This is a genomic window from Asticcacaulis sp. (genome assembly GCF_035497195.1).
Lineage (GTDB): Bacteria > Pseudomonadota > Alphaproteobacteria > Caulobacterales > Caulobacteraceae > Asticcacaulis.
This window is the reverse complement of the sequence record NZ_DATJDZ010000022.1, coordinates 192,142-210,899: the sequence shown is the minus strand read 5'-3', so window position 1 is coordinate 210,899 and position 18,758 is coordinate 192,142. Positions and strand designations below refer to the sequence as shown.

The following is an 18,758-nucleotide window of genomic DNA, read 5'->3' as shown; positions in this document are numbered from 1 at the left end:
CGAGTTTTTATTTGATCCGTGAGGTTACCAATGAAGACGTTTTCACTTGTCGTTGCCGCATTTGTCGCTGTGGTCGCAGTCTCTGGCGCCGAGGCGAAGGACTATAAGATCGCCGAAAAACCTGGAGCCGCTGGTTATTTCAACGTGCTTGAGGAAGGCGGCTTCTGGACAGTCGGCTATACGGGTGAGGCCGGGCAGTCTAACCGTGAGATTGCTGAATATGCCATGAAGCGCGCCGCAGATCTTACCGCCGAACAACATAAGGAATGGTTCGCTGTGCTGACGACCACCAATCGCATGGTGCAGGCAGGGGTTGCTGACGATCTGCAGATGCGCGCGGGCAATTTTATGGGATCTGGCGCAGGCGCGAGCACTTCGGCACCCGTATCGGGTGCGCCGAGCGCCAATTCTCAAAATACTACGGGCACCTTCGGTGGAGAAGCCGTGCCGAACAATGTGCTTGAGCGGTGGCAGCCACGCCGGGTGCGCCAGACGATCCTGGTGATCGAATTGGGGGCAGGCGATAAAGCCTCCTTTCCAGGGCTGGATCACCAGCCGGAAATTTTTCCTGCTACGTCCTCAGCACCGGCAACCCCACCAAATAAATGATCGGCTTTTGGTGAGACCGGATGTTAGGTGAGGGCTATGGAAGTCGAGGTGCATGAAATCGGGCGTTCGAAATCAAAGGTCATTATTATTGACGACTTTCTGACCAGTGCCCAGGACGCCGTGGATGCGGCAGCCGCGCTGCCCGCCTTTCCTCCTGAGGGCAGGACGGCCTATCCGGGCAGGCGTCACCAGATTGGGCCTGGCGACAAGGCTTCGTCCTGCGTCATGGATATATTGAAAACGGCGGGCCCTCTCATTCAAAGCCATTATAATGCGGACGATTTCAGAGTTTTGGAAGCGAGCTATTCGCTGGTCACGATACCGCCGGAGAAAATGAGTCCAAGACAACGCGTTCCCCATTACGATTGGGATGACCCGGATTATCTGGCCATCATGCTTCATCTGCATCGCGTCCCTCACACCGGCACGGCATTCTACCGTCATGTCGCAAGCGATCTCGAACAGGTACGACATGATACCGTCACTGAGTTTCGCAAGCAGGCGCAAGCGGAACTTTCTAATCCGGTAAGTACCGGAGCGACATTGAATACGCACTACGAACAGATATTTCAGGTTGAAGGCTGTTTTAATCGCCTTGTCATCTACCCCGGATGTCTGCTTCACTCAGGCTATTTTCCACCGGATTTCAGTTACAGTTGTGACCCTCGCACGGGGCGACTGACAGCAAACGTTTTTATCCTAACGGCCAGGGGTAGCGGCTGACGCGCGGATGGAAAATTCGGTGTTGGTGGTGAGTAATGGCTTTCAGTTAGATCGGGATTTGGGATGCCGCAGAGTTCGAAGAATATAGAAGCAATCTGCATTTTAGGCGGCGGCACTGCGGGGTGGATGACTGCGGCAGCCCTCGCCCATAAGCTGAGGGGCCTGCCGATCCGGATTGAGCTGGTCGAATCCGATGAAATCGGCACGATCGGCGTTGGCGAAGCCACGCTGCCGCTTATCCGGAAATTCAATGAAGCCCTGAATATCGACGAAGCCACATTCATGAAGGAGACCGACGCGACGTTCAAACTCGGGATCGAGTTCTGCGACTGGGGGCGGCCGGGAGATCGCTATATCCATCCGTTCGGCGATTACGGCCAGCCCATTGATGAGATTCCCTTTTATCAGGCGTGGCTGCGGCTGCGGCAACTCGGGGAAACCGCGCGGCTCGATGACTATTCCTATTCGATCATGGCGGCTGAACTGGGACGGTTCCAGCGGCCCAAAGCCGGTCATGACTCCGTCGAATCCGGCTTTGGCTACGCCTACCAGTTCGACTCCTCGCGCTACGCCCAATTCCTGCGCCGCTATGCCGAAGCCAACGGCGTTATCCGGACGGAAGGCAAGGTCGCCTCGACCACCTGTGACCCTGAAAGCGGTTTCGTCCGCTCTCTCACCCTTGATAATGGTAAGTCGGCGACGGCGGAACTGTTCGTCGACTGCTCGGGATTCCGCGGCGTGCTGATCGAACAGGCTCTGAAAACCGGTTACGACGACTGGAGCCACTGGCTGCCGTGCGACCGGGCGATCGCCGTGCCGTGTGAGGCCAAGGGGGCGTTGACGCCGCTTACGCGCGCGACAGCGCGTCAGTCCGGCTGGCAGTGGCGTATTCCGCTACAGCATCGTGTCGGCAATGGTCATGTTTATTGCAGCCGCTTCATTTCGGATGACGAGGCAGCCACCCAATTGCTTGAAAATCTCGAAGGGCCGGCCCTGGCCTCGCCGCGACAACTTTATTTCACCACCGGCCGCCGCCGTAAATTCTGGAACCGGAATGTCGTCGCCATCGGCCTGGCGGCAGGTTTCCTGGAACCCCTCGAGTCGACATCCATTCACCTGATCCAGGAGGGCATCACTGAACTTCTTCAGCTTTTCCCGGATACCAGCTTTCACAGCTCGGACGCCGACGAATATAACGACCGGATGGGCCTGGCGTTCGAACGGGTTCGCGATTTCATTCTGCTGCACTACGTCGCCAACCAGCGTGATGCGGGCGAACTCTGGCTGCATTTTCAAAATCTGGTCCTGCCGGACAGTCTGGACGAGAAAATCACGGCCTGGATGACCCGCGGCCATATCATCAAATATGAGTTCGGAACATTCCTGCCACCGAGCTGGCTGGCGGTTCTGCTTGGGCAAAACCTAGTGCCGCGAGGCTACGATCCACGGGTTTTGAATATACCGGAAAACAGGCTTCTGGTGGAAAGCCGACGGCTGCGTGAGACCGTGCTGGCGGCGGCACGACGCACGCCCGATCACGTGGCTTTCATACGCCAGGCCGGCGGCACCTCAGACCGGGCGCCGCTCACCGCAGGTGTGAGTTAGCGCCATGTCGACATACCTTCACGAAATGCCCGTTATTCATATTGCCGTCTGCGGGGGCGGGCTTGCCGGTTACATGACGGCCGCCGCCCTGTCTCGCCACTTGCCAGCGACCTATCGGATTACCTTCATCGTCACCGATGAGACGCCATCGACCGATATTTTTTATGGCAGTGTGACTGCCCCTTCGGCCTACGACTTTAACCTGTCCGTGGGTGTCTCCGAACCGGCCCTGGTCCTGGAAAGCAACAGTGCATTTTCGCTGGGCACGCACTATCAGGCGTGGGGTGAAGACGGCCGGTCGTGGGTCCAGGGATTCCAATTGCCGCTCCCCATCCTTAACGGGGTACAATTCCATCAGTACCTGACCCGGCAGGGCATTGATACGCTCGAACCCTACCTGGTGTCGGCGGCGGCGGCGAAGCGCGGCGTCTTTGCGCATCCGCCCGAACAGGCGGCGAATCCGCTGAGCCGGTCAGAATACGGCTACCAACTGGATGCGAGCGCGTACAGCCGTCTGTTTGCCCTGGGCATTGCGCCTTCCCGCATATGTATCATTCGTGCGGGCATAACGGAGATACAAGCCAGTACGGAAGGCATAGGCGCTCTGCATCTCTCAGACGGTCAGCGTGTTTCGGCGGATATGTTTATCGATTGTACCGGCCCCGAGGGCTTGTTGCTGGGGCGGCTCGGCGCCAGGCCGGCGGGGCGGAGAGGGTTGGGTGCGGCCATGTCCCTGACGCCTGGCGAAACCCTTGGACCCGCCGTGCGGACCCTGACCGGGCGGCCGTTCGGATGGCAGTCGATCACTCCGCTGCAAGGGGCGACAGCGAAACTGACTGTCTTTTCCGAGGAGGATGAGTGCCTTGCCCTCACGGCGCACGGCGATGATGTCGATGCGCGCGCAAACGCGGCGCCTGGCCGCCAGGCTCAAGCCTGGATCGGCAATTGCGTAGCCATTGGGCAGGCTGCGGCGGTCGTGGAGCCTCTGACGCCTGCACCGATCATGCTGCTTCAGGGCGATATCGAGCGCCTGATCTCCCTGATCCCTTTGTCTCGCGACATGGCGATGGAGCGCCGGGAGTTTAACCGGCGGTTTGCCGATGACCATGAATATGCCGAGCTGTTCCAGCGCGCTCTGTTTGCGACAGCGCCGGTTGCGCCGTCGGGCTACTGGAAGGCAGCGCAGGGGGCTGCGGAGGACACGAAACTCGTGCGTAAGCTCACGCAGTTCCTCAGTCGCGGAAGTCTGGTGTCCTATGATCTGGAGCCGTTTACGCCCGAAGACTGGACTATCCTGCATTATGGTATGGGGCGCCGCCCTCGGCGCAGTGACCGGCTTGCGGACCAGGCCCCGGAGGCGCAGGTGAAGCAGTATCTGTCGGACCTGCAGCGTGACATTGTTGCGAGCACCGGGGGGCTTCCCAGTCATCACAGCTACATGTCCGGGCTGAAGCGCTTCCTGTTACAGAAAAGTTCCTGATCCATGGTCCCTCCCATAAAAGAGATCGTTATTGTCGGTGGCGGATCCGCGGGATGGATGACCGCGGCCGCGCTTTCGAGTCTTCTGGCGCCGAAGGATGTCACGATTACTCTTGTCGAGTCCGATGAAATTGGGATTATCGGGGTCGGCGAAGCGACCATTCCTGACCTCTTGAACTTCAACCGTATGCTTGGCATCGATGAAGCCGACTTCATCCGTGCCACAAACGCAACCTTCAAGCTCGGTATCGAATTCATCGACTGGGGACGCAAGGGCGACCGCTACATTCATCCGTTCAGCAACCATGGCGTCGACATGAACGGGTTCGACTTTCATCAGTTCTGGCTGCACAGCCGGGCCGCCGGGAACCCTTATCCGATCGATGATTACAGCCTGTGCGCCATCGCCGCCCGTCAGGGCAAATTCACCCATCCGGATCCAAATCCGCGCGCAATACGCTCGCACATCCGCTATGCCTATCATTTCGACGCCAGCCTGTATGCGCGGTACTTGCGCGCCTATGCCGAAAAGCGCGGTGTCCGGCGCATTGAAGGCAAGGTCCAGACAGTCATTCAGACGCCGGAAACGGGCCGTATAGCCGAAGTCAAACTTGAAGACGGCCGCTCGGTCGACGGGGAATTCTTTTTCGATTGCTCCGGTTTTCGCTCGCTTCTGCTGGGCCAGACGCTTGGTGTAAGATTTAACGACTGGAGCCATTGGCTGCCGTGCAACTCGGCGCAGGCGGTTCCTTCCAGCCATGCCGGACCACTTCCGCCCTTTACTCGCGCCACGGCGAAGGCTTCGGGCTGGCAATGGCGGATCCCGACTCAGGCGCGCACGGGCAACGGCCATATCTATTGCCGGGATTTCATTTCCGACGATGAAGCGGCCTCCGTCCTGCTTGCAGGGCTGGATAGCGAAGCACTGGCTTCGCCACGGATCATCCGCTTCACTGCCGGTCATCGCCAGACCTTCTGGGAGAAGAACTGTATCGCTATAGGCCTCGCTGCCGGCTTCCTGGAGCCGCTGGAATCGACCTCAATTTATCTGATACAGGAAGGGATCAGCCGGTTCATTTCCCTCTTCCCTAATGCCGCCTTGCCCGAGGTTTTCCGCCATGAATACAATCGCCATATGCGGACGGAGTTCGAGCAGGTAAGAGATTTCATCATCCTGCACTTTACGGCAACGGAACGGACGGATAGTCCCTTCTGGGATTACTGCCGCAACATGCCAATTCCGGATAGCCTGGAGCACAAAATTGCTCTGTTTCGCGAAGGCGGGCGCGCCTTTCGATGTGAGGACGAACTTTTCTCGCGACCGAGTTGGGTGGCGGTCTTCCTCGGGCAAAACATCATTCCCAAAGCCTATGATCCGGTTGTGGCCACCCTGCCGCCTCCCGAGGTGACGGCAAGTGTCGAATCCATGCGCGTGGCCATGATCGACGCCGTATCTCAGATGCCCACGCATGAGGACTATCTGGCAAGATATAGCGGGCCTGCCGCCGGTTAGCTGACAGGAAGGATTTGCGCATCCGCAAGATCGTCATTGTCGGGCATGGCGCCGGACGGCATGGGAGCGGCAACATTACGCGACGTGGAAAATTGGGGAAACGGACCAGAAAGCATATGCTGTAAGCGGCCAAAGAGCGCCAATCTTCAGCCCGAATGCTGAGTATCCATGGCGGATAGTTGTTTTTTATATGGCAAATTGACAGTGCGTCAATGAAGTATAAGGAATTGTATTTATTTAAGATATTAAAAGTATCGCTTATTTTCAACCCCTCAATGGCATCGACTTGATATCCTGCGAAAACCAGGTTTTGCAGGTAAAATTAAATCCGCGTTTAACAGCGGATGGCGCCAAGTTCTTCGGATATCTGGCGGCAGGTCTCCTGCAAAACCAGGCGCGCTTCGTCACGCTCGACTTTTTGCGTGCCATCGCGTCTTTTGAGAGTAGTTGATCCTCCTTTGAGGCCAGAGCTAACTTTAAACTGGATTAAATCCCCGGGGGCAACGTCGCAGCCTTAATCTGTAAAAGGTATGGCTTACTTACATGACATGTAAGAAAGTCATAAATAACACCCAGTCCCATCGGGAATCATACTGACCCCAAAAGTCAAAAATTGAAGGTGCCGTGTCCTGCTGCCGAATCTCGCCCAGCGAGTCACACGCAAGCCTCAAACTAGATTTTCGGGACTCTATGACAAGAAAAGCCAAAAACCCTTTAGATTCCACCGAAGCCACCGGAACAGTAGCAACCCGGCGTGCGGAAGAGGTACTCCTGAAGGCCGACGCCTTGCAGAACGCGATCTTCAATAGCGCTAACTTCTCCAGCATTGCGACGGATGCCAAGGGGGTAATCCAGATATTCAACGTCGGCGCCGAGCGGATGCTGGGCTATGCGGCGAGCGAGGTGATGAACAAGATCACCCCGGCCGATATTTCCGACCCGGACGAACTTCTCCTGCGCGCCAAGGCGCTGAGTACCGAACTTGAAACGCCTATTCTGCCTGGTTTCGAAGCCCTGGTGTTCAAGGCGTCACGCGGCATCGAGGATATCTATGAACTGACCTATATCCGCAAGGACGGGAGCCGCTTTCCCGCCGTCGTGTCAGTCACCGCCCTCAGGGATGTAGGTGGTGCAATAATCGGCTACCTGCTCATTGGCACGGATAACACCGCGCGCAAGCAAGCCGAGGAGGCACTGCTAAAAGCCGGGGCGTTGCAAAGCGCCATTTTTAATAGCGCTAACTTCTCCAGCATCGCCACGGACGCCAAAGGCGTGATCCAGATCTTCAACGTTGGCGCCGAGCGGATGCTGGGTTATGCGGCTACAGATGTGGTGAACAAGATCACGCCGGCGGACATTTCCGATCCAGACGAACTCGTACTACGAGCCAAGGCGCTGAGCGTGGAATTGGGAGCATTAATTCTGCCCGGCTTCGAGGCATTGGTGTTCAAAGCCTCTCGCGGTATCGAAGACATTTATGAACTCACCTATACTCGCAAGGATGGCAGCCGGTTCCCCGCCTTGGTTTCGGTGACCGCACTGCGCGATCCTCAAGCGACGATCATCGGTTACCTCCTGATCGGTACCGACAACACAGCCCGAAAGCTGGTTGAGATGGAGCAGGTCAAGACCGACCAGCGACTGAGAGATCAACAGTTCTACACACGCTCGCTCATTGAATCGAACATAGATCCGATCACGACCACCGACCCTTCGGGCATCATCACCGATGTCAACAAGCAGATGGAAGCCCTGACCGGCTGTACGCGTGACGAGTTGATCGGTGCGCCTTTCAAGGCGTTTTTTACCGACCAGGACCGTGCCAAAGCGGGGATTCTGCGAGTGCTTGGCGAAAAATCCGTCACCGATTATGAACTGACTGCCTGTGCCCGCGACGGAAAGAAAACGGTCGTGTCATTTAATGCGACCACCTTCTATGATCGTAATCGTAAATTGCAGGGTGTCTTCGCCGCCGCACGCGATATTACCGAGCGCAAAGAGGTTGAGGCCGAACTGCGCCAGGCCAAGGCGGATGCCGAGAGCGCCAGCCTGACCAAATCAGATTTTCTCGCCAGCATGAGCCATGAGATCCGCACACCGATGAACGCCATCATGGGGATAGCCGATCTGCTGGCAAAGACGTCGCTGACCCTGGAGCAGGATAAGTATGTCCAGATATTCCGTCGCGCCGGCGATAACCTGCTAAACCTGATCAACGATATCCTCGACCTTTCCAAGGTTGAGACCGCGCAACTGGAATTGGAACGTACCGGCTTTTCGTTAATCAGCCATCTCGAAAAAGTCATGGAAATGGTGCTCGTGAAGGGTAAGGAAAAGGGCCTTGCGGTCACCTGCGAGATCGCACCGAATGTACCTACCGATCTGGTGGGCGATCCCACGCGTTTGCGTCAGGTTCTGCTTAATTTGCTCGGCAACGCGATCAAATTTACGCAGACGGGGTCCGTCTCTCTGAAAGTGGAACGTGACAATCAGTCGGCTGTGCCTTCGGCTTTGCGTTTCACGGTAACAGATACCGGTATTGGCATTCCTGAAGACAATCTGGGTCGGATATTCGAGCGCTTCACGCAGGCCGATTCTTCGACGACGCGGCGCTTCGGCGGGTCCGGCCTGGGCCTGACGATCTCAAAACGGCTCGTGGAACTGATGGGCGGCGATATATCGGTCAGCAGCATAATGGATACGGGCAGTAGCTTCGCCTTCTCCGTACCTTTCGAAATCTGGGCCGGCGCCAATCGGCCGATTCTCGCAGCGGCCGGTCCGACGCTCCACGACAATTTACCGGCGCTGCAAATCCTCCTGGTCGAAGACAACGCTGACAACTGCATCATCACCGGCGCTTATCTGGAGGATACGCCCTATCGGTTGGACATCGCCGTCAATGGCGAGATTGCCTGCAAGATGTTCAAGGCAGGTTTCTACGATCTGGTCCTGATGGATCGTCAGATGCCGGTCATGGATGGCTTGGCGGCTACGCGGGCCATCAGGGCCTGGGAGAAGGAAAATGACCGCGCAGCCACGCCGATTATTGCGCTGACAGCATCGGCCCTGAAGGGCGACCGGGAAATGTGCCTGGCCGCCGGCTGCACAACCTTCCTTACCAAGCCAATCAAACAGGATGTCCTGTTGCAGGCCATCCGCGACCGCAATCTCATCGACGAATTATCGGTGCCATCAATCAGCGTCCCGGATGTCGCCATGCCACGCGCGTTGCAAGCCAGGCTTCTGGGATACATCCCGACCTATCTGCGTGAATGCCGTGAGAATGTCATAAAGATGCTCGACGCACTCGATCGTAGCGATTTTGAAACGGTGCGGTTCCTTGCTCACAACATGAAGGGGTCTGGCGGCGGGTTCGGATTCCCTATTATTACGGATATCAATTCGGCACTGGTGACAGTGGCCAAGACTTCAGACAATGCCGTCTCCCGGCAATGGGTTGGCGAACTGTCAAGTTATCTGAGTTCATTGGATGGGAAATCCAGTGTCCAGTAGGTTCGCCAGTCGCGCGTTTTCGGGAGAGAGTCATTGAGAGTTTTACGTATTCTGCTCATTGAAGATGACATCGTCATGGCAATGCTACTGACCATGATGCTTGAGGAGATGGGGCACAAAGTCTGTGGCACGGAGCGAACCGCGGGCGGTGCGATTAGTGCGGCGACGACGGATCGCCCCGATTTGATTATCGCTGATGTCAATTTAATCGGCGGCAATGGTATAGATGCACTCGATAAGATTTGCCTGAGCGGCTTTGTACCGCATATTTTTGCCAGCGGTGATATCCGGCTGGTCAGTGAACTAAAGCCGAATGCGATCGTTGTTCAGAAGCCCTTCACCTATGGGGAAATGCTGGCTGCCATAGAACGAGCCCTGACTATCGCCGCTTAATCTCTAATGTATCGGGTATACCGCTGGACGAGCCTCCCGTCGTAAAGACCGGAGGCTCGTATTCTATTCTGTCAGCGTTTGTCGACGGACGGTTTGGCAGATTTGGGTTTTAGACGTTCTCCCACATTGAGAATCACCCGGGTCATGGCTGGCAAGACCAGCAACGTCAGAACGGTGGCCGCCACGAGTCCTCCGATGACAACCGTCGCCAATGGCTTCTGCACCTCAGCGCCTGTGCCGGTACCGACGGCCATTGGGATAAAACCAATGGCAGGGACCAGTCCCGTCATGATGACGGGCCGAACGCGCGCCATAGTGCCGGTAATGATGGCCTGGCTTAGTTCCATACCCGCCTCCAGCCGCTCACGGATACTGGTCATGACAACGAGCCCATTGAGAACGGCTACGCCCGACAAACATATAAAGCCGACGGCCGCCGAGACGGAGAAGGCAATGCCGGTGAGCGCAAGTGTGAACACGCCACCGGCGAGGCCAAGCGGAATGGCCGCGAAGACGGAGATGGCGCGGCCAAGACCTCCAAGAGCGAGGTACAAAAGAACGAAGATGATAGTGAAGCAGATCGGCACCACGATCACCAGACGGTCTGAAGCCGCCTTCAGGTTCTGGAACTGACCGCCCCATTCCAGCCACGAGCCGGTCGGTAAAGCGACAGCCTCGACCTTCGGCAGCGCGTCTCTGACGAAGGAGCCGACATCGCGGTCGCGGACATTGGCCTGGATGACAATACGCCGCTTGCCGTTCTCGCGGGAGATCTGGTTGAGACCATCTGTGAAGCGGAACTGCACCACCTGGGACAGCGGCACTGAACCCCGTACATGGCCGCCCTCTTCCGGCAACATCACCGGCAAGGCTTTCAGGGCATCGAGATTGTCGCGAATGCCTTGCGGCACACGCACGATAATCTCAAACCGGCGGTCGCCCTCGAAGACGAGGCCTGCCTCCTTGCCGCCCATAGCGGTGGCTAACGTATCGGCCACCTCCTCAACCGTCAGACCGTAACGCGCGATGGCGGCGCGGTCGAACTGAACGTCAAGCACAGGCGCGCCACCGGTCTGCTCTGCCTTGACGTCAGCGGCGCCCGGGATCGTCTGGAGTTGCGCGACGATTTTAGCTGCCGCCGCGCTCATCTTGTCCAGATCGTCGCCATAGAGCTTGATAGCGATGTCGCCGCGCACACCGGCGATCAGTTCATTGAAGCGAAGCTGGATGGGCTGGCTGATCTCATAACCCTGTCCGATTTGTTCGTTGGCCTTCCCTTCGATGCGTCCAAGGATATCCGCCTTTGTCTTCACGCCCTTGGGCCATTCCTTTTCGGGCTTCAGGATCACAAAGCCGTCCGAGATATTGGGCGGCATAGGATCGGTGGCGACCTCGGCCGTGCCCGTCTTCGAGAACATCAAGGCGACTTCCGGCAGGGTCGTTATCGCCCGCTCGACACCTTTTTGCATGGCGACGGACTGTTCCAGTGACGTAGAGGGCACCCGCTGAGACGCCAGGGCCATGTTCTTCTCATCGAGTTGCGGAATGAACTCCTGCCCCAGCAGGGTGAAGACAAATCCGGACAGCAGGAAGATGCCAAAGCCGCCGGCGATGAAGGGCCACGGGCGGGCAACTGTCTTGGTCAGGACCGGTGCGTAAATCTTTTTAATGTATCGAATAAAGCCAACTTCATTCTCGGTCACCTTGCCACGGATCAAAAGCGCGATCAGGGCCGGAACGAAGGTCAGCGAGAGGATAAAGGCCGCCGCCAGAGCCAGCATGATGGTGATGGCCATCGGGGTGAAGGTCTTGCCTTCGACGCCGGTGAACATCAGGAGTGGCGTGAAGACGAGGAAGATGATGGCCTGACCGTAAACGGTCGGCTTGATCATCTCCTGGCTCGACAGCGTGGTCTCTTGCAGCCTTTCGCGCAGGGTCAGCAGACGGCCTTCGTGATGCTGTCTTTCCGCCAGACGCCGGAGACTGTTTTCGATGATGATGATCGTGCCATCGACAATCAGTCCGAAATCGAGCGCGCCCAGACTCATCAGATTACCTGGGACTTTCAGGCCGTTCATCCCGATCGCCATCATCAGGAAAGAGAACGGGATGACCAGAACAGCGATGATCGCTGCACGAACATTGCCAAGCAGAAAGAATAAGGCTGCCGCCACGAGAATGGCGCCTTCCAGCAAGTTCTTCTGGATCGTATGGACCGTGGCGTTGACCAGCTTTGACCGATCCAGTGTTGGCGTCAGCTTGACGCCGGGCGGCAGGGATTTCTCGACCGTCTTCAGCTTATCACCGACCGCCTTGGCCACCGTCCGGCTGTTTTCGCCGATCAGCATCAAGGTGGTGCCGATAACAACCTCGTGGCCATTCATGGTCGCGGCGCCGGTACGCAATTCCCCGCCTAACCGCACGGTTGCCACATCCTTCACGGCGACGGCCATGCCGCCGCGTGTGGCGATGACGGCCTCGCGGATCTCGTCAAGCGAACGGATGCGCGCATCGGCGCGAACCAGATAGGCTTCGCCGCCGCGATTGAGGAAGTTGGCGCCCACCGACAGGTTGGCTTTTTCCAACGCCTCAGCCAGTTCGGAGAACGAGACGCCGTAAGCGGCGAGCTTCACTGTGTCAGGCTCTGCGACAAACTGCTTTTGATAGCCGCCGATTGTATCTACACCGGCGACGCCTTTGACCGAGCGCAGTTGCGGGGAAATAATCCAGTCCTGCACGGTCCTGAGATAGGCAGCCCGCGACACGTCGTCAGTCAGCCGGTCGCCTTCCGGCGTCAGGTAGCCGCCGTCCGACTGCCAACCCGGTCGACCATCTACAATCTTCGCCCCTTTACCACCGGGATGGCTGTAATCAACGGCGTACATGAAGACTTCACCCAGACCGGTCGTGACCGGTCCGATCTGGGGCTGTGTGCCTTCCGGCAGGCTGTCGCGTGCCTGGGTGAGGCGCTCGCTGACCTGTTGGCGGGCAAAGTACAGGTCCGTGCCTTCGGTGAAGATGGCCGTAACCTGAGAGAAGCCGTTGCGTGAGAGCGAGCGGGTCGTTTCCAGGCCGGGGATGCCGGCCAGGGCGGTCTCCACGGGGAAGGTCACGCGCTTTTCGATTTCGATAGGTGACAGGCCGGGATTGATCGTATTGATCTGGACCTGCTTGTTGGTGATATCCGGCACGGCGTCGATCGGCTGTTTGGTCAACTGCCAGGCGCCGATGCTGGCGATAAGAGCGAAGAAGAGCACGATGGCCCAGCGCGCGCGCACGCTCAGGGCGATGAGGTTGTTGAGCATGATCAGTGTTCCTCGCCTTCGCCCTTGCCGAGTTCCGCCTTCAGGACGAAGGCGTTACGCGTGGCAATGGATTGACCGGCAGACAGACCAGACAACACTTCGACCCGTCCTGCCGAGCTTTGTCCGACCACCACGGCTTGGGGTTTGAAACCGTCCGCCGTGCGGACGAACACAACCTGCTGCCCCTCCACCGTTTGGACCGCTTCATCGGGGACGACGATAGCGTTCGATGTGCCAGCCTGGCTCGGCATGATGCGAACGCGCAGCGACAGACCGGGTGTCAGGTCCGCCGTATTGACATCGATCACGGCTGTGGCCGCCCGTGTTTCTGCATTAAGCGATGGCGTCACCGACCGAATGCGGGCGTCAGCCGTGGCGCCGCCTGGCATCTCGATGATCACGCGGTCGCCCGTTACGATCCGCTGGCTATCCGCCGCACTGATGGCGGCTTCAACCTGTATCAGGTTCGGATCGGAGACCCGGAACAGTTCGGTTTCGGGTTGTACGAATGCGCCTAAAATGGCCGTGCTGCTGGTTATGCGACCGGTAATGGGGCTGGTGACGGCGACGCTCTGCCCGTCATCGGTGACGTGAGCAGCGCTAACGGCAGCACCTGTCCGGCGAAGCTCTGCCTGAGCGGCGCTGGCTTCGGCTTGCGCCTGTTCATAGGCCATGCGTGGCGATACCTTTTGCTCGTAAAGGGACTTTTCCCGAGCCAGATTAAGTTGTGCCAGATCCGCCCGTGCTTTTGCGCTGGAGCGATCTGCCGATATCTGACCGGCGTCACGGCTCTGGATCAACGCGATGGTTTCCCCCGCTTTCACCGGATCACCAAGACGCTTGAAGAGGCGCGTCACAGCGCCGCCTGCGCGAGCCGTCAGAATAGCTTGCCCGTTTGGCGTCGCCATCACGGTGCCTTGTGCCAGGATCTCGGAAGACAGGCCGCCGGCGCTTATCTCCGCTACTGCAATACCGGCCGACCGGATAGCTTGCGGTGTCACCTTGATACCGTCGAGGTGCCCCGCTTCTTCTTCATGCTCAGTGGTCTCTGTTGCAACCGGCTTATGGCCGGTGAGTTTGGCCAGGCCGAAGCCTCCGGCACCGGCAAGAATGACCGCAAGCGCGGCGCCATATATCAATCTGTTGTCGCGCTTCATGACGCATCTCCAAAGGGGGCAATGCCTTGCAGGCGGGCCAGCGCGGCCTCGGCGCTGAGGCGATCAAGCTTGGCAGTCAGGGTCTGTTCGTGGGCATCGGTCAGAACGCGCCGCGCCGTGACCAGTTCGCTTTGTGGCAACTTGCCGCTCTCGTAACCGATCCGGGTCAACCGGTAGGCTTCCGTAGCTGCCCGCTCGTTGGCTATAACCGCGCGTACGCGACTAACCGACGCGCGAAGGTGCGCGGTGGCAGATTGCGCATCCGCCTGCGCATCCAGTCTGGCCATATTCAGCCGTTCTTCAGCTGCGTTGAGGTCAGCTTGTGCGGCGCTGATGTTGCCACGATTGCGATCGAAGAACGGAAACGGCACCGAGACGCCACCGACGAGGGCATTGGCGTCGTCACCCGCTAACCGCCGCACGCCGACTGAGACCGTCAGGTCGGGACTCGTGCGCGTTTGCTCAACCCGAATCTGTTTGGCGATGCGGTCCCTCTCCGCCCGCGCGGCAAGATAAGCCGGCGTTTGCAGGGGATCAATGACAGGAAGCGCTTCATCCGCATCTGCATGGGCGAGAAGACTTGCAGGGATCGAGGTAATGGGGGTCGGCGCGGCGACGAGAGCTGTTAGCTTTGCGAAAGAACTGTCCCGTTCCGCCAGAGCCTCATCGATATCGGCCTGCGCCGAATCGACGGCGGCATTGGCCTGAATGGACCGCAACTCCGGCTCCGTGCCGGCCTTTACGAGCGCGTTGGCGATGCGTGCATCTTCCTCAGCAAGTGAACGCGCGTCACGTGCCAACTCCAGGCGAATATCGGCTGCCTCGGCGGCCGCATAGGCTTCCGCCAGATCGAAGGTAAAATCGGCTTTGGCGGCTTCGCTCCTGGCTTTTGCGGAAACAAGACCAGCTTCCCCAACGGCGCGCCGGGCATTGCGCTTACCGCCCAGCTCAATGGTCTGTTCTACGGAGGCCGTGGTTTCGGCATTGTCACCGCCGCGGAAAGGTCCATTGCCTCCGAAATTCTCGACTTCGAGATTGACGGTTGGATTGGGCCGGGCTGTTGACTGCCGCAACAGTCCCTCAGCCTCGTCTATACCTGCCCTGGCTTCCCGCAAACGCGGAAAATTATCTGCCTGACGGAGTAGCTCGGAAAAAGATGGCGCTGGGGCGGCGCACGCCGGCATGGCCAGCGCACACAGGCTCGCACCTGCAAGGACCGCACGCAGCGGTCGTATCGATAGGGAGATCATAAAATACCTCGGAAAAATTTAGAACAGTGCGCAGTTCCCTGCGCGGACGTCGAACGGACGGTTCTAGATTTTTGGAGGCTGATCGGCCTGCGAGGGGCCTATGCCATGCAGAATAGACGCGCGGGCTGGCATAATAGACGCGTTGCCAGCTAACGCAGGCTCAACTGAGCCGAAAAGCAGCGCCGCTGTACTTGACGGAGTGTCGCCATGATGATGGTGGTTCATCTCCACCATATCACTACCATGCTCCTGGCCATTATCTGGAATATGCTTGATGCAGCCGCCCTTGCCAGGCTCACAGTTGCAGACCCAACCTCCGTCGGGCAGTTCGCTGTCACCACAGGCGATGTGCGCCAATACCGAAGCGTTTGCCTGAACGGTTGTCGTTCCCATGCCAAAGGTAAGGGCCATGCTAAGCATGATTGCCCAAACCCGCAGGCGAGACAGTAAAGGACTGGTGGAGATATTCACGGCATACACATGAGGCTCATGCACTATTAAGTCAAGCAATTGAGGTCCAATAGCCCCCTACAGAAGGTCTCTCAACAGTCTGTTCAAAGACCGCTTTGGGGGTGAAGGCGCATAGGGTTTCTCTCAAATGCACACATTTGCTCGTTGACGGTGTTGTTTGATCAATCACGGGAACGAAGTCGATCTGGCCTCCTTCGGGGCGCCGTCACAATTTGCGGATAAGTAGTTACAGTCTGCTCCGTGCGCATGTATTCATCTAAGTCGTATGGCTGATAGATGAGAATATCCAGCCCAATTCCAGCAAGATACTCCCGCTCCGCTTCGTCATGAGCAGTCGCAGGCCCGTCTTCACGGGCGAAGGCCTGGATGGCTTCCAAAGAATACCAGTAACTGAACAGTCGGAATTCATCTGCAAGCTCACCACAAATGCGTAATACGTGAGCGCTCAAATTTCCCTCAGCCAGCTTGTGTTGAGGTACAGCAACTGTTTGAAGGTAGTTCAGACAGGTGTCCGAGCGCGCCTTTGGAACTTCACCGCGCCACTGTCTGACCCACATGGCGGCCTCCCGACAGGAATAGCGCCGCGACCAGGGCGATGGCGATCAGTGGGACCAGCGACAGCATGACCTCACCGGCGTCACGGTCAGCCGTGAGCAGCATGCCGGCCAGAAGCGGTCCGGCCACGGCGCCGAGGCGGCTGGCCCCGACTAGGAAGCCGAGGCCGGTGGCGCGCCCGGCGGAGGGATAGAGTTCCGTCGCCAGGGCGTAGAGCAGGAAGCCGCCGCCGCTCAGGAAGAAGCCGATGCCGAAGCCGGCGAGGCAGGCGAGGGCGATATTGTGGCTGACAACGGCCATGCCGGCGACGCTGATGATCATGCCGAGCCAGGTCAGCAGGTACAGCACACTGCGGCGGCGGACGCGCGCCAGGGCGCCGAAGACGAAGCCGGAAGCCGCACCGCCGAGCGTCAGGACCATGATGATCTTCGAGGCGTCGGCCTTGAGAAAGCCCTTGCTGACCAGCAGCGACGGCAGCCAGTTGATCAGCAGGTAGAGGGCCAGCGAGGTGAAGAAGGCGGCGGCCCACATCAGCAGGGTCGGCGTCAGGCGCTTCTCCCCGGCCAGGGCCTTGGGGATATCGGCGCGGATACCTTGGGCGCGGTTGTGGGTGAAAGCCTCCGATTCAGGCAGGGCGAACAGCATCAGGGCGGCGACGGCGATGGGCGCCAGCCCGCCGATCCAGAAGACGGCTTTCCAGTCGATATCGGGCCTCGCCACCATCAGCGCGCCCACCAGAAACCCGCCGAAGGGCATGGCGGAGCTGAGCATGGTGACGCGCACGGCGGCGCGCTCGGGCCTGCCAGCTTCAGCGGTCAGGGCGATCAGGTTGGGCATGGCGCCGCCGAGGCCAAGGCCGGTCAGGAAGCGCATTAGCAGCAGGCTGTTGGTGTCGGAAACCAGGGCCGTGCCGATGCTGAACAGGCCGAAGATCAACATGGAGGCGATCAGCACGCCGCGCCGGCCGATCTGATCCGCCAGGCGGCCGCCAATCAGGGCGCCGATGAACAGGCCCAGCGTACTTGCGCTGAACACCCAGCCCAGATGCGTGGGGTCAAGATGAAAGACCGGGGCGAATTTCGGTGCGGCGATGCCAGCCGATTGCAGGTCGTAGCCTTCGCACAGTCCGGCGATAAAGCACAGGGCGAAGACCAGGGCGGGCGATGTGGGTCTGGTCATTCGGCACCGTCGCGCAACTGGGCTTCGCGGCGCTTGGCCATCTTCATCACCAGATTGTCGGCAACGCCAGGGCGCGACCACGGACAGACGGCCAGGCAGATGGCGCAGCCGGCGTTTTCGGCGAAGTACGGGATGCACTTGTCGAAATCGACGTACCAGCGCTCGACACCGCGCACCCACTGCTTCTGATCGGTGATGGCGCCCGGCGGGCAGGCGTCGTCGCAGACGCGGCAGTTGAGGCAGAAGTCGTCGGAGCCGAAGACGTCTTCTTCGTTGAAAACCAGCGGCATATCGGTCGTCACGCCGGCCAGGCGCAGGTTGGCGCCGTAGGTGCGGTTTATCAGCGAGCCGTGCTTGCCCAACTCGCCGAGGCCGGCGTCGATGGCGGCGGGGATCAGCAGCAGGGCGTCGGCGCGTGGGCCGGGATAGGGATAGGCATAATATCCCTGCTCGCGGATCCAGTTGGCCAGCTTGTATGAGGCGCGGGTACAGCGGGCATATTGCCGGCCGACCTCGGCGATGCCCTTGCCGTTCTCCGGCGAACTCGGCACCTGCTTGAGGTTTTCGTAATTGTGCGGGAAGCCGAGCGCGATGACGTTGGGCACGTCGATACTGTAGCCTTCGACGATATAGTGTTCCTTGACCGTGGTGACGCCGAACAGGTCGGACTCGTTGGCCAGGGCGAATTCGCGCGCCAGGGCCGTCCATTCCTGCGGCGTGCGCTCGGCGCGCACGGGATTGATCTCGACCAGCGGCGGATAATCGCGCGCCTTGAGAAACTCCTCGACAGCCTCCGGAGTCACCCGGCAGCCATCGCTGGCGATCTGCTGCAGGGTGCCGAAAGGGTGCTGGGTCGGCGGATGCCAGAACATGGGCGACGCCTTGCGGAAGGTCTTTTCGCCCTGTCCGTTCAGCACATTGCCCGAGGCGCCTTCCGGCCAGGCCGCCATGACGACGGGGCCGGGGGTGTAGGTCTTTTCCTTCCTGCGTGACATCCAGATTTCCC

The 18,758-nt window shown here is 58.9% G+C and carries 14 protein-coding genes; 7 read left to right on the top strand and 7 right to left on the bottom strand.

Annotated features, from left to right (window positions below; genetic code table 11):
- Window positions 1-30: 30 nt before the first annotated feature.
- The 7 genes from VL130_RS14385 (at window position 31) to VL130_RS14355 (ending at window position 9,835) form a co-directional block, all read left to right on the top strand.
- A complete protein-coding gene (locus VL130_RS14385; protein ID WP_325363707.1) occupies window positions 31-609 on the top strand; it encodes a CC0125/CC1285 family lipoprotein in 579 nt (192 codons plus the stop codon).
- A 36-nt stretch (window positions 610-645) separates the two neighbouring features.
- Complete coding sequence (locus VL130_RS14380) at window positions 646-1,332, top strand: DUF6445 family protein (RefSeq protein ID WP_325363705.1); 687 nt, start codon at window positions 646-648, stop codon at window positions 1,330-1,332.
- Window positions 1,333-1,395: 63 nt separating this feature from the next.
- The gene (locus VL130_RS14375) at window positions 1,396-2,937 is read left to right on the top strand and encodes a tryptophan halogenase family protein (RefSeq protein WP_325363703.1); all 1,542 of its coding nucleotides are present in this window, start codon (window positions 1,396-1,398) and stop codon (window positions 2,935-2,937) included.
- A 4-nt stretch (window positions 2,938-2,941) separates the two neighbouring features.
- The gene (locus tag VL130_RS14370) at window positions 2,942-4,417 is read left to right on the top strand and encodes a tryptophan 7-halogenase (RefSeq protein ID WP_325363701.1); all 1,476 of its coding nucleotides are present in this window, start codon (window positions 2,942-2,944) and stop codon (window positions 4,415-4,417) included.
- A 3-nt stretch (window positions 4,418-4,420) separates the two neighbouring features.
- Window positions 4,421-5,929, top strand: coding sequence for a tryptophan halogenase family protein (locus VL130_RS14365; RefSeq protein ID WP_325363699.1), 1,509 nt, complete (start codon window positions 4,421-4,423; stop codon window positions 5,927-5,929).
- Window positions 5,930-6,619: 690 nt separating this feature from the next.
- On the top strand, window positions 6,620-9,442 hold the full coding sequence (locus VL130_RS14360; RefSeq protein WP_325363697.1) for a PAS domain S-box protein: 2,823 nt from the start codon (window positions 6,620-6,622) through the stop codon (window positions 9,440-9,442).
- A gap of 33 nt (window positions 9,443-9,475) precedes the next feature.
- Entirely contained in the window at window positions 9,476-9,835 is a 360-nt protein-coding gene (locus VL130_RS14355; RefSeq protein ID WP_325363695.1) for a response regulator, read from the top strand.
- A 71-nt stretch (window positions 9,836-9,906) separates the two neighbouring features.
- Here the strand turns inward: VL130_RS14355 and VL130_RS14350 are convergent, their stop codons facing one another.
- The 7 genes from VL130_RS14350 to VL130_RS14320 form a co-directional block, all read right to left on the bottom strand.
- Complete coding sequence (locus VL130_RS14350) at window positions 9,907-13,140, bottom strand: CusA/CzcA family heavy metal efflux RND transporter (protein WP_325363693.1); 3,234 nt, start codon at window positions 13,138-13,140, stop codon at window positions 9,907-9,909.
- Between the two features lie 2 nt (window positions 13,141-13,142).
- Window positions 13,143-14,297 (bottom strand): efflux RND transporter periplasmic adaptor subunit, encoded by a 1,155-nt coding sequence (locus tag VL130_RS14345; RefSeq protein WP_325363691.1) that lies wholly within the window; start codon window positions 14,295-14,297, stop codon window positions 13,143-13,145.
- Complete coding sequence (locus VL130_RS14340) at window positions 14,294-15,547, bottom strand: TolC family protein (RefSeq protein ID WP_325363689.1); 1,254 nt, start codon at window positions 15,545-15,547, stop codon at window positions 14,294-14,296. Before VL130_RS14340 ends, VL130_RS14345 begins: the two co-directional genes overlap by 4 nt.
- A gap of 63 nt (window positions 15,548-15,610) precedes the next feature.
- On the bottom strand, window positions 15,611-16,018 hold the full coding sequence (locus VL130_RS14335; RefSeq protein WP_325363687.1) for a hypothetical protein: 408 nt from the start codon (window positions 16,016-16,018) through the stop codon (window positions 15,611-15,613).
- A 161-nt stretch (window positions 16,019-16,179) separates the two neighbouring features.
- Window positions 16,180-16,575 carry a hypothetical protein gene (locus tag VL130_RS14330; RefSeq protein ID WP_325363685.1) on the bottom strand — a complete coding sequence of 132 codons (396 nt, stop codon included), beginning with the start codon at window positions 16,573-16,575 and terminating at the stop codon, window positions 16,180-16,182.
- A complete protein-coding gene (locus tag VL130_RS14325; protein WP_325363683.1) occupies window positions 16,550-17,752 on the bottom strand; it encodes an MFS transporter in 1,203 nt (400 codons plus the stop codon). Before VL130_RS14325 ends, VL130_RS14330 begins: the two co-directional genes overlap by 26 nt.
- Window positions 17,749-18,747: a 4Fe-4S dicluster domain-containing protein gene (locus VL130_RS14320; RefSeq protein ID WP_325363681.1), complete on the bottom strand. Its 999-nt coding sequence runs from the start codon at window positions 18,745-18,747 to the stop codon at window positions 17,749-17,751. The genes VL130_RS14325 and VL130_RS14320 overlap by 4 nt, the downstream gene beginning before the upstream one ends.
- Window positions 18,748-18,758 lie beyond the last annotated feature (11 nt).

What these genes read in the sequence shown, in the direction of transcription:
- VL130_RS14385 (WP_325363707.1), top strand. Translation starts at nt 31, where the DNA reads ATGAAGACGTTTTCACTTGTCGTTGCCGCATTTGTCGCTGTGGTCGCA.
- VL130_RS14380 (WP_325363705.1), top strand. Translation starts at nt 646, where the DNA reads ATGGAAGTCGAGGTGCATGAAATCGGGCGTTCGAAATCAAAGGTCATT.
- VL130_RS14375 (WP_325363703.1), top strand. Translation starts at nt 1,396, where the DNA reads ATGCCGCAGAGTTCGAAGAATATAGAAGCAATCTGCATTTTAGGCGGC.
- VL130_RS14370 (WP_325363701.1), top strand. Translation starts at nt 2,942, where the DNA reads ATGTCGACATACCTTCACGAAATGCCCGTTATTCATATTGCCGTCTGC.
- VL130_RS14365 (WP_325363699.1), top strand. Translation starts at nt 4,421, where the DNA reads ATGGTCCCTCCCATAAAAGAGATCGTTATTGTCGGTGGCGGATCCGCG.
- VL130_RS14360 (WP_325363697.1), top strand. Translation starts at nt 6,620, where the DNA reads ATGACAAGAAAAGCCAAAAACCCTTTAGATTCCACCGAAGCCACCGGA.
- VL130_RS14350 (WP_325363693.1), bottom strand. Translation starts at nt 13,140, where the DNA reads ATGCTCAACAACCTCATCGCCCTGAGCGTGCGCGCGCGCTGGGCCATC.
- VL130_RS14345 (WP_325363691.1), bottom strand. Translation starts at nt 14,297, where the DNA reads ATGAAGCGCGACAACAGATTGATATATGGCGCCGCGCTTGCGGTCATT.
- VL130_RS14340 (WP_325363689.1), bottom strand. Translation starts at nt 15,547, where the DNA reads ATGATCTCCCTATCGATACGACCGCTGCGTGCGGTCCTTGCAGGTGCG.
- VL130_RS14330 (WP_325363685.1), bottom strand. Translation starts at nt 16,575, where the DNA reads ATGTGGGTCAGACAGTGGCGCGGTGAAGTTCCAAAGGCGCGCTCGGAC.
- VL130_RS14325 (WP_325363683.1), bottom strand. Translation starts at nt 17,752, where the DNA reads ATGACCAGACCCACATCGCCCGCCCTGGTCTTCGCCCTGTGCTTTATC.
- VL130_RS14320 (WP_325363681.1), bottom strand. Translation starts at nt 18,747, where the DNA reads ATGTCACGCAGGAAGGAAAAGACCTACACCCCCGGCCCCGTCGTCATG.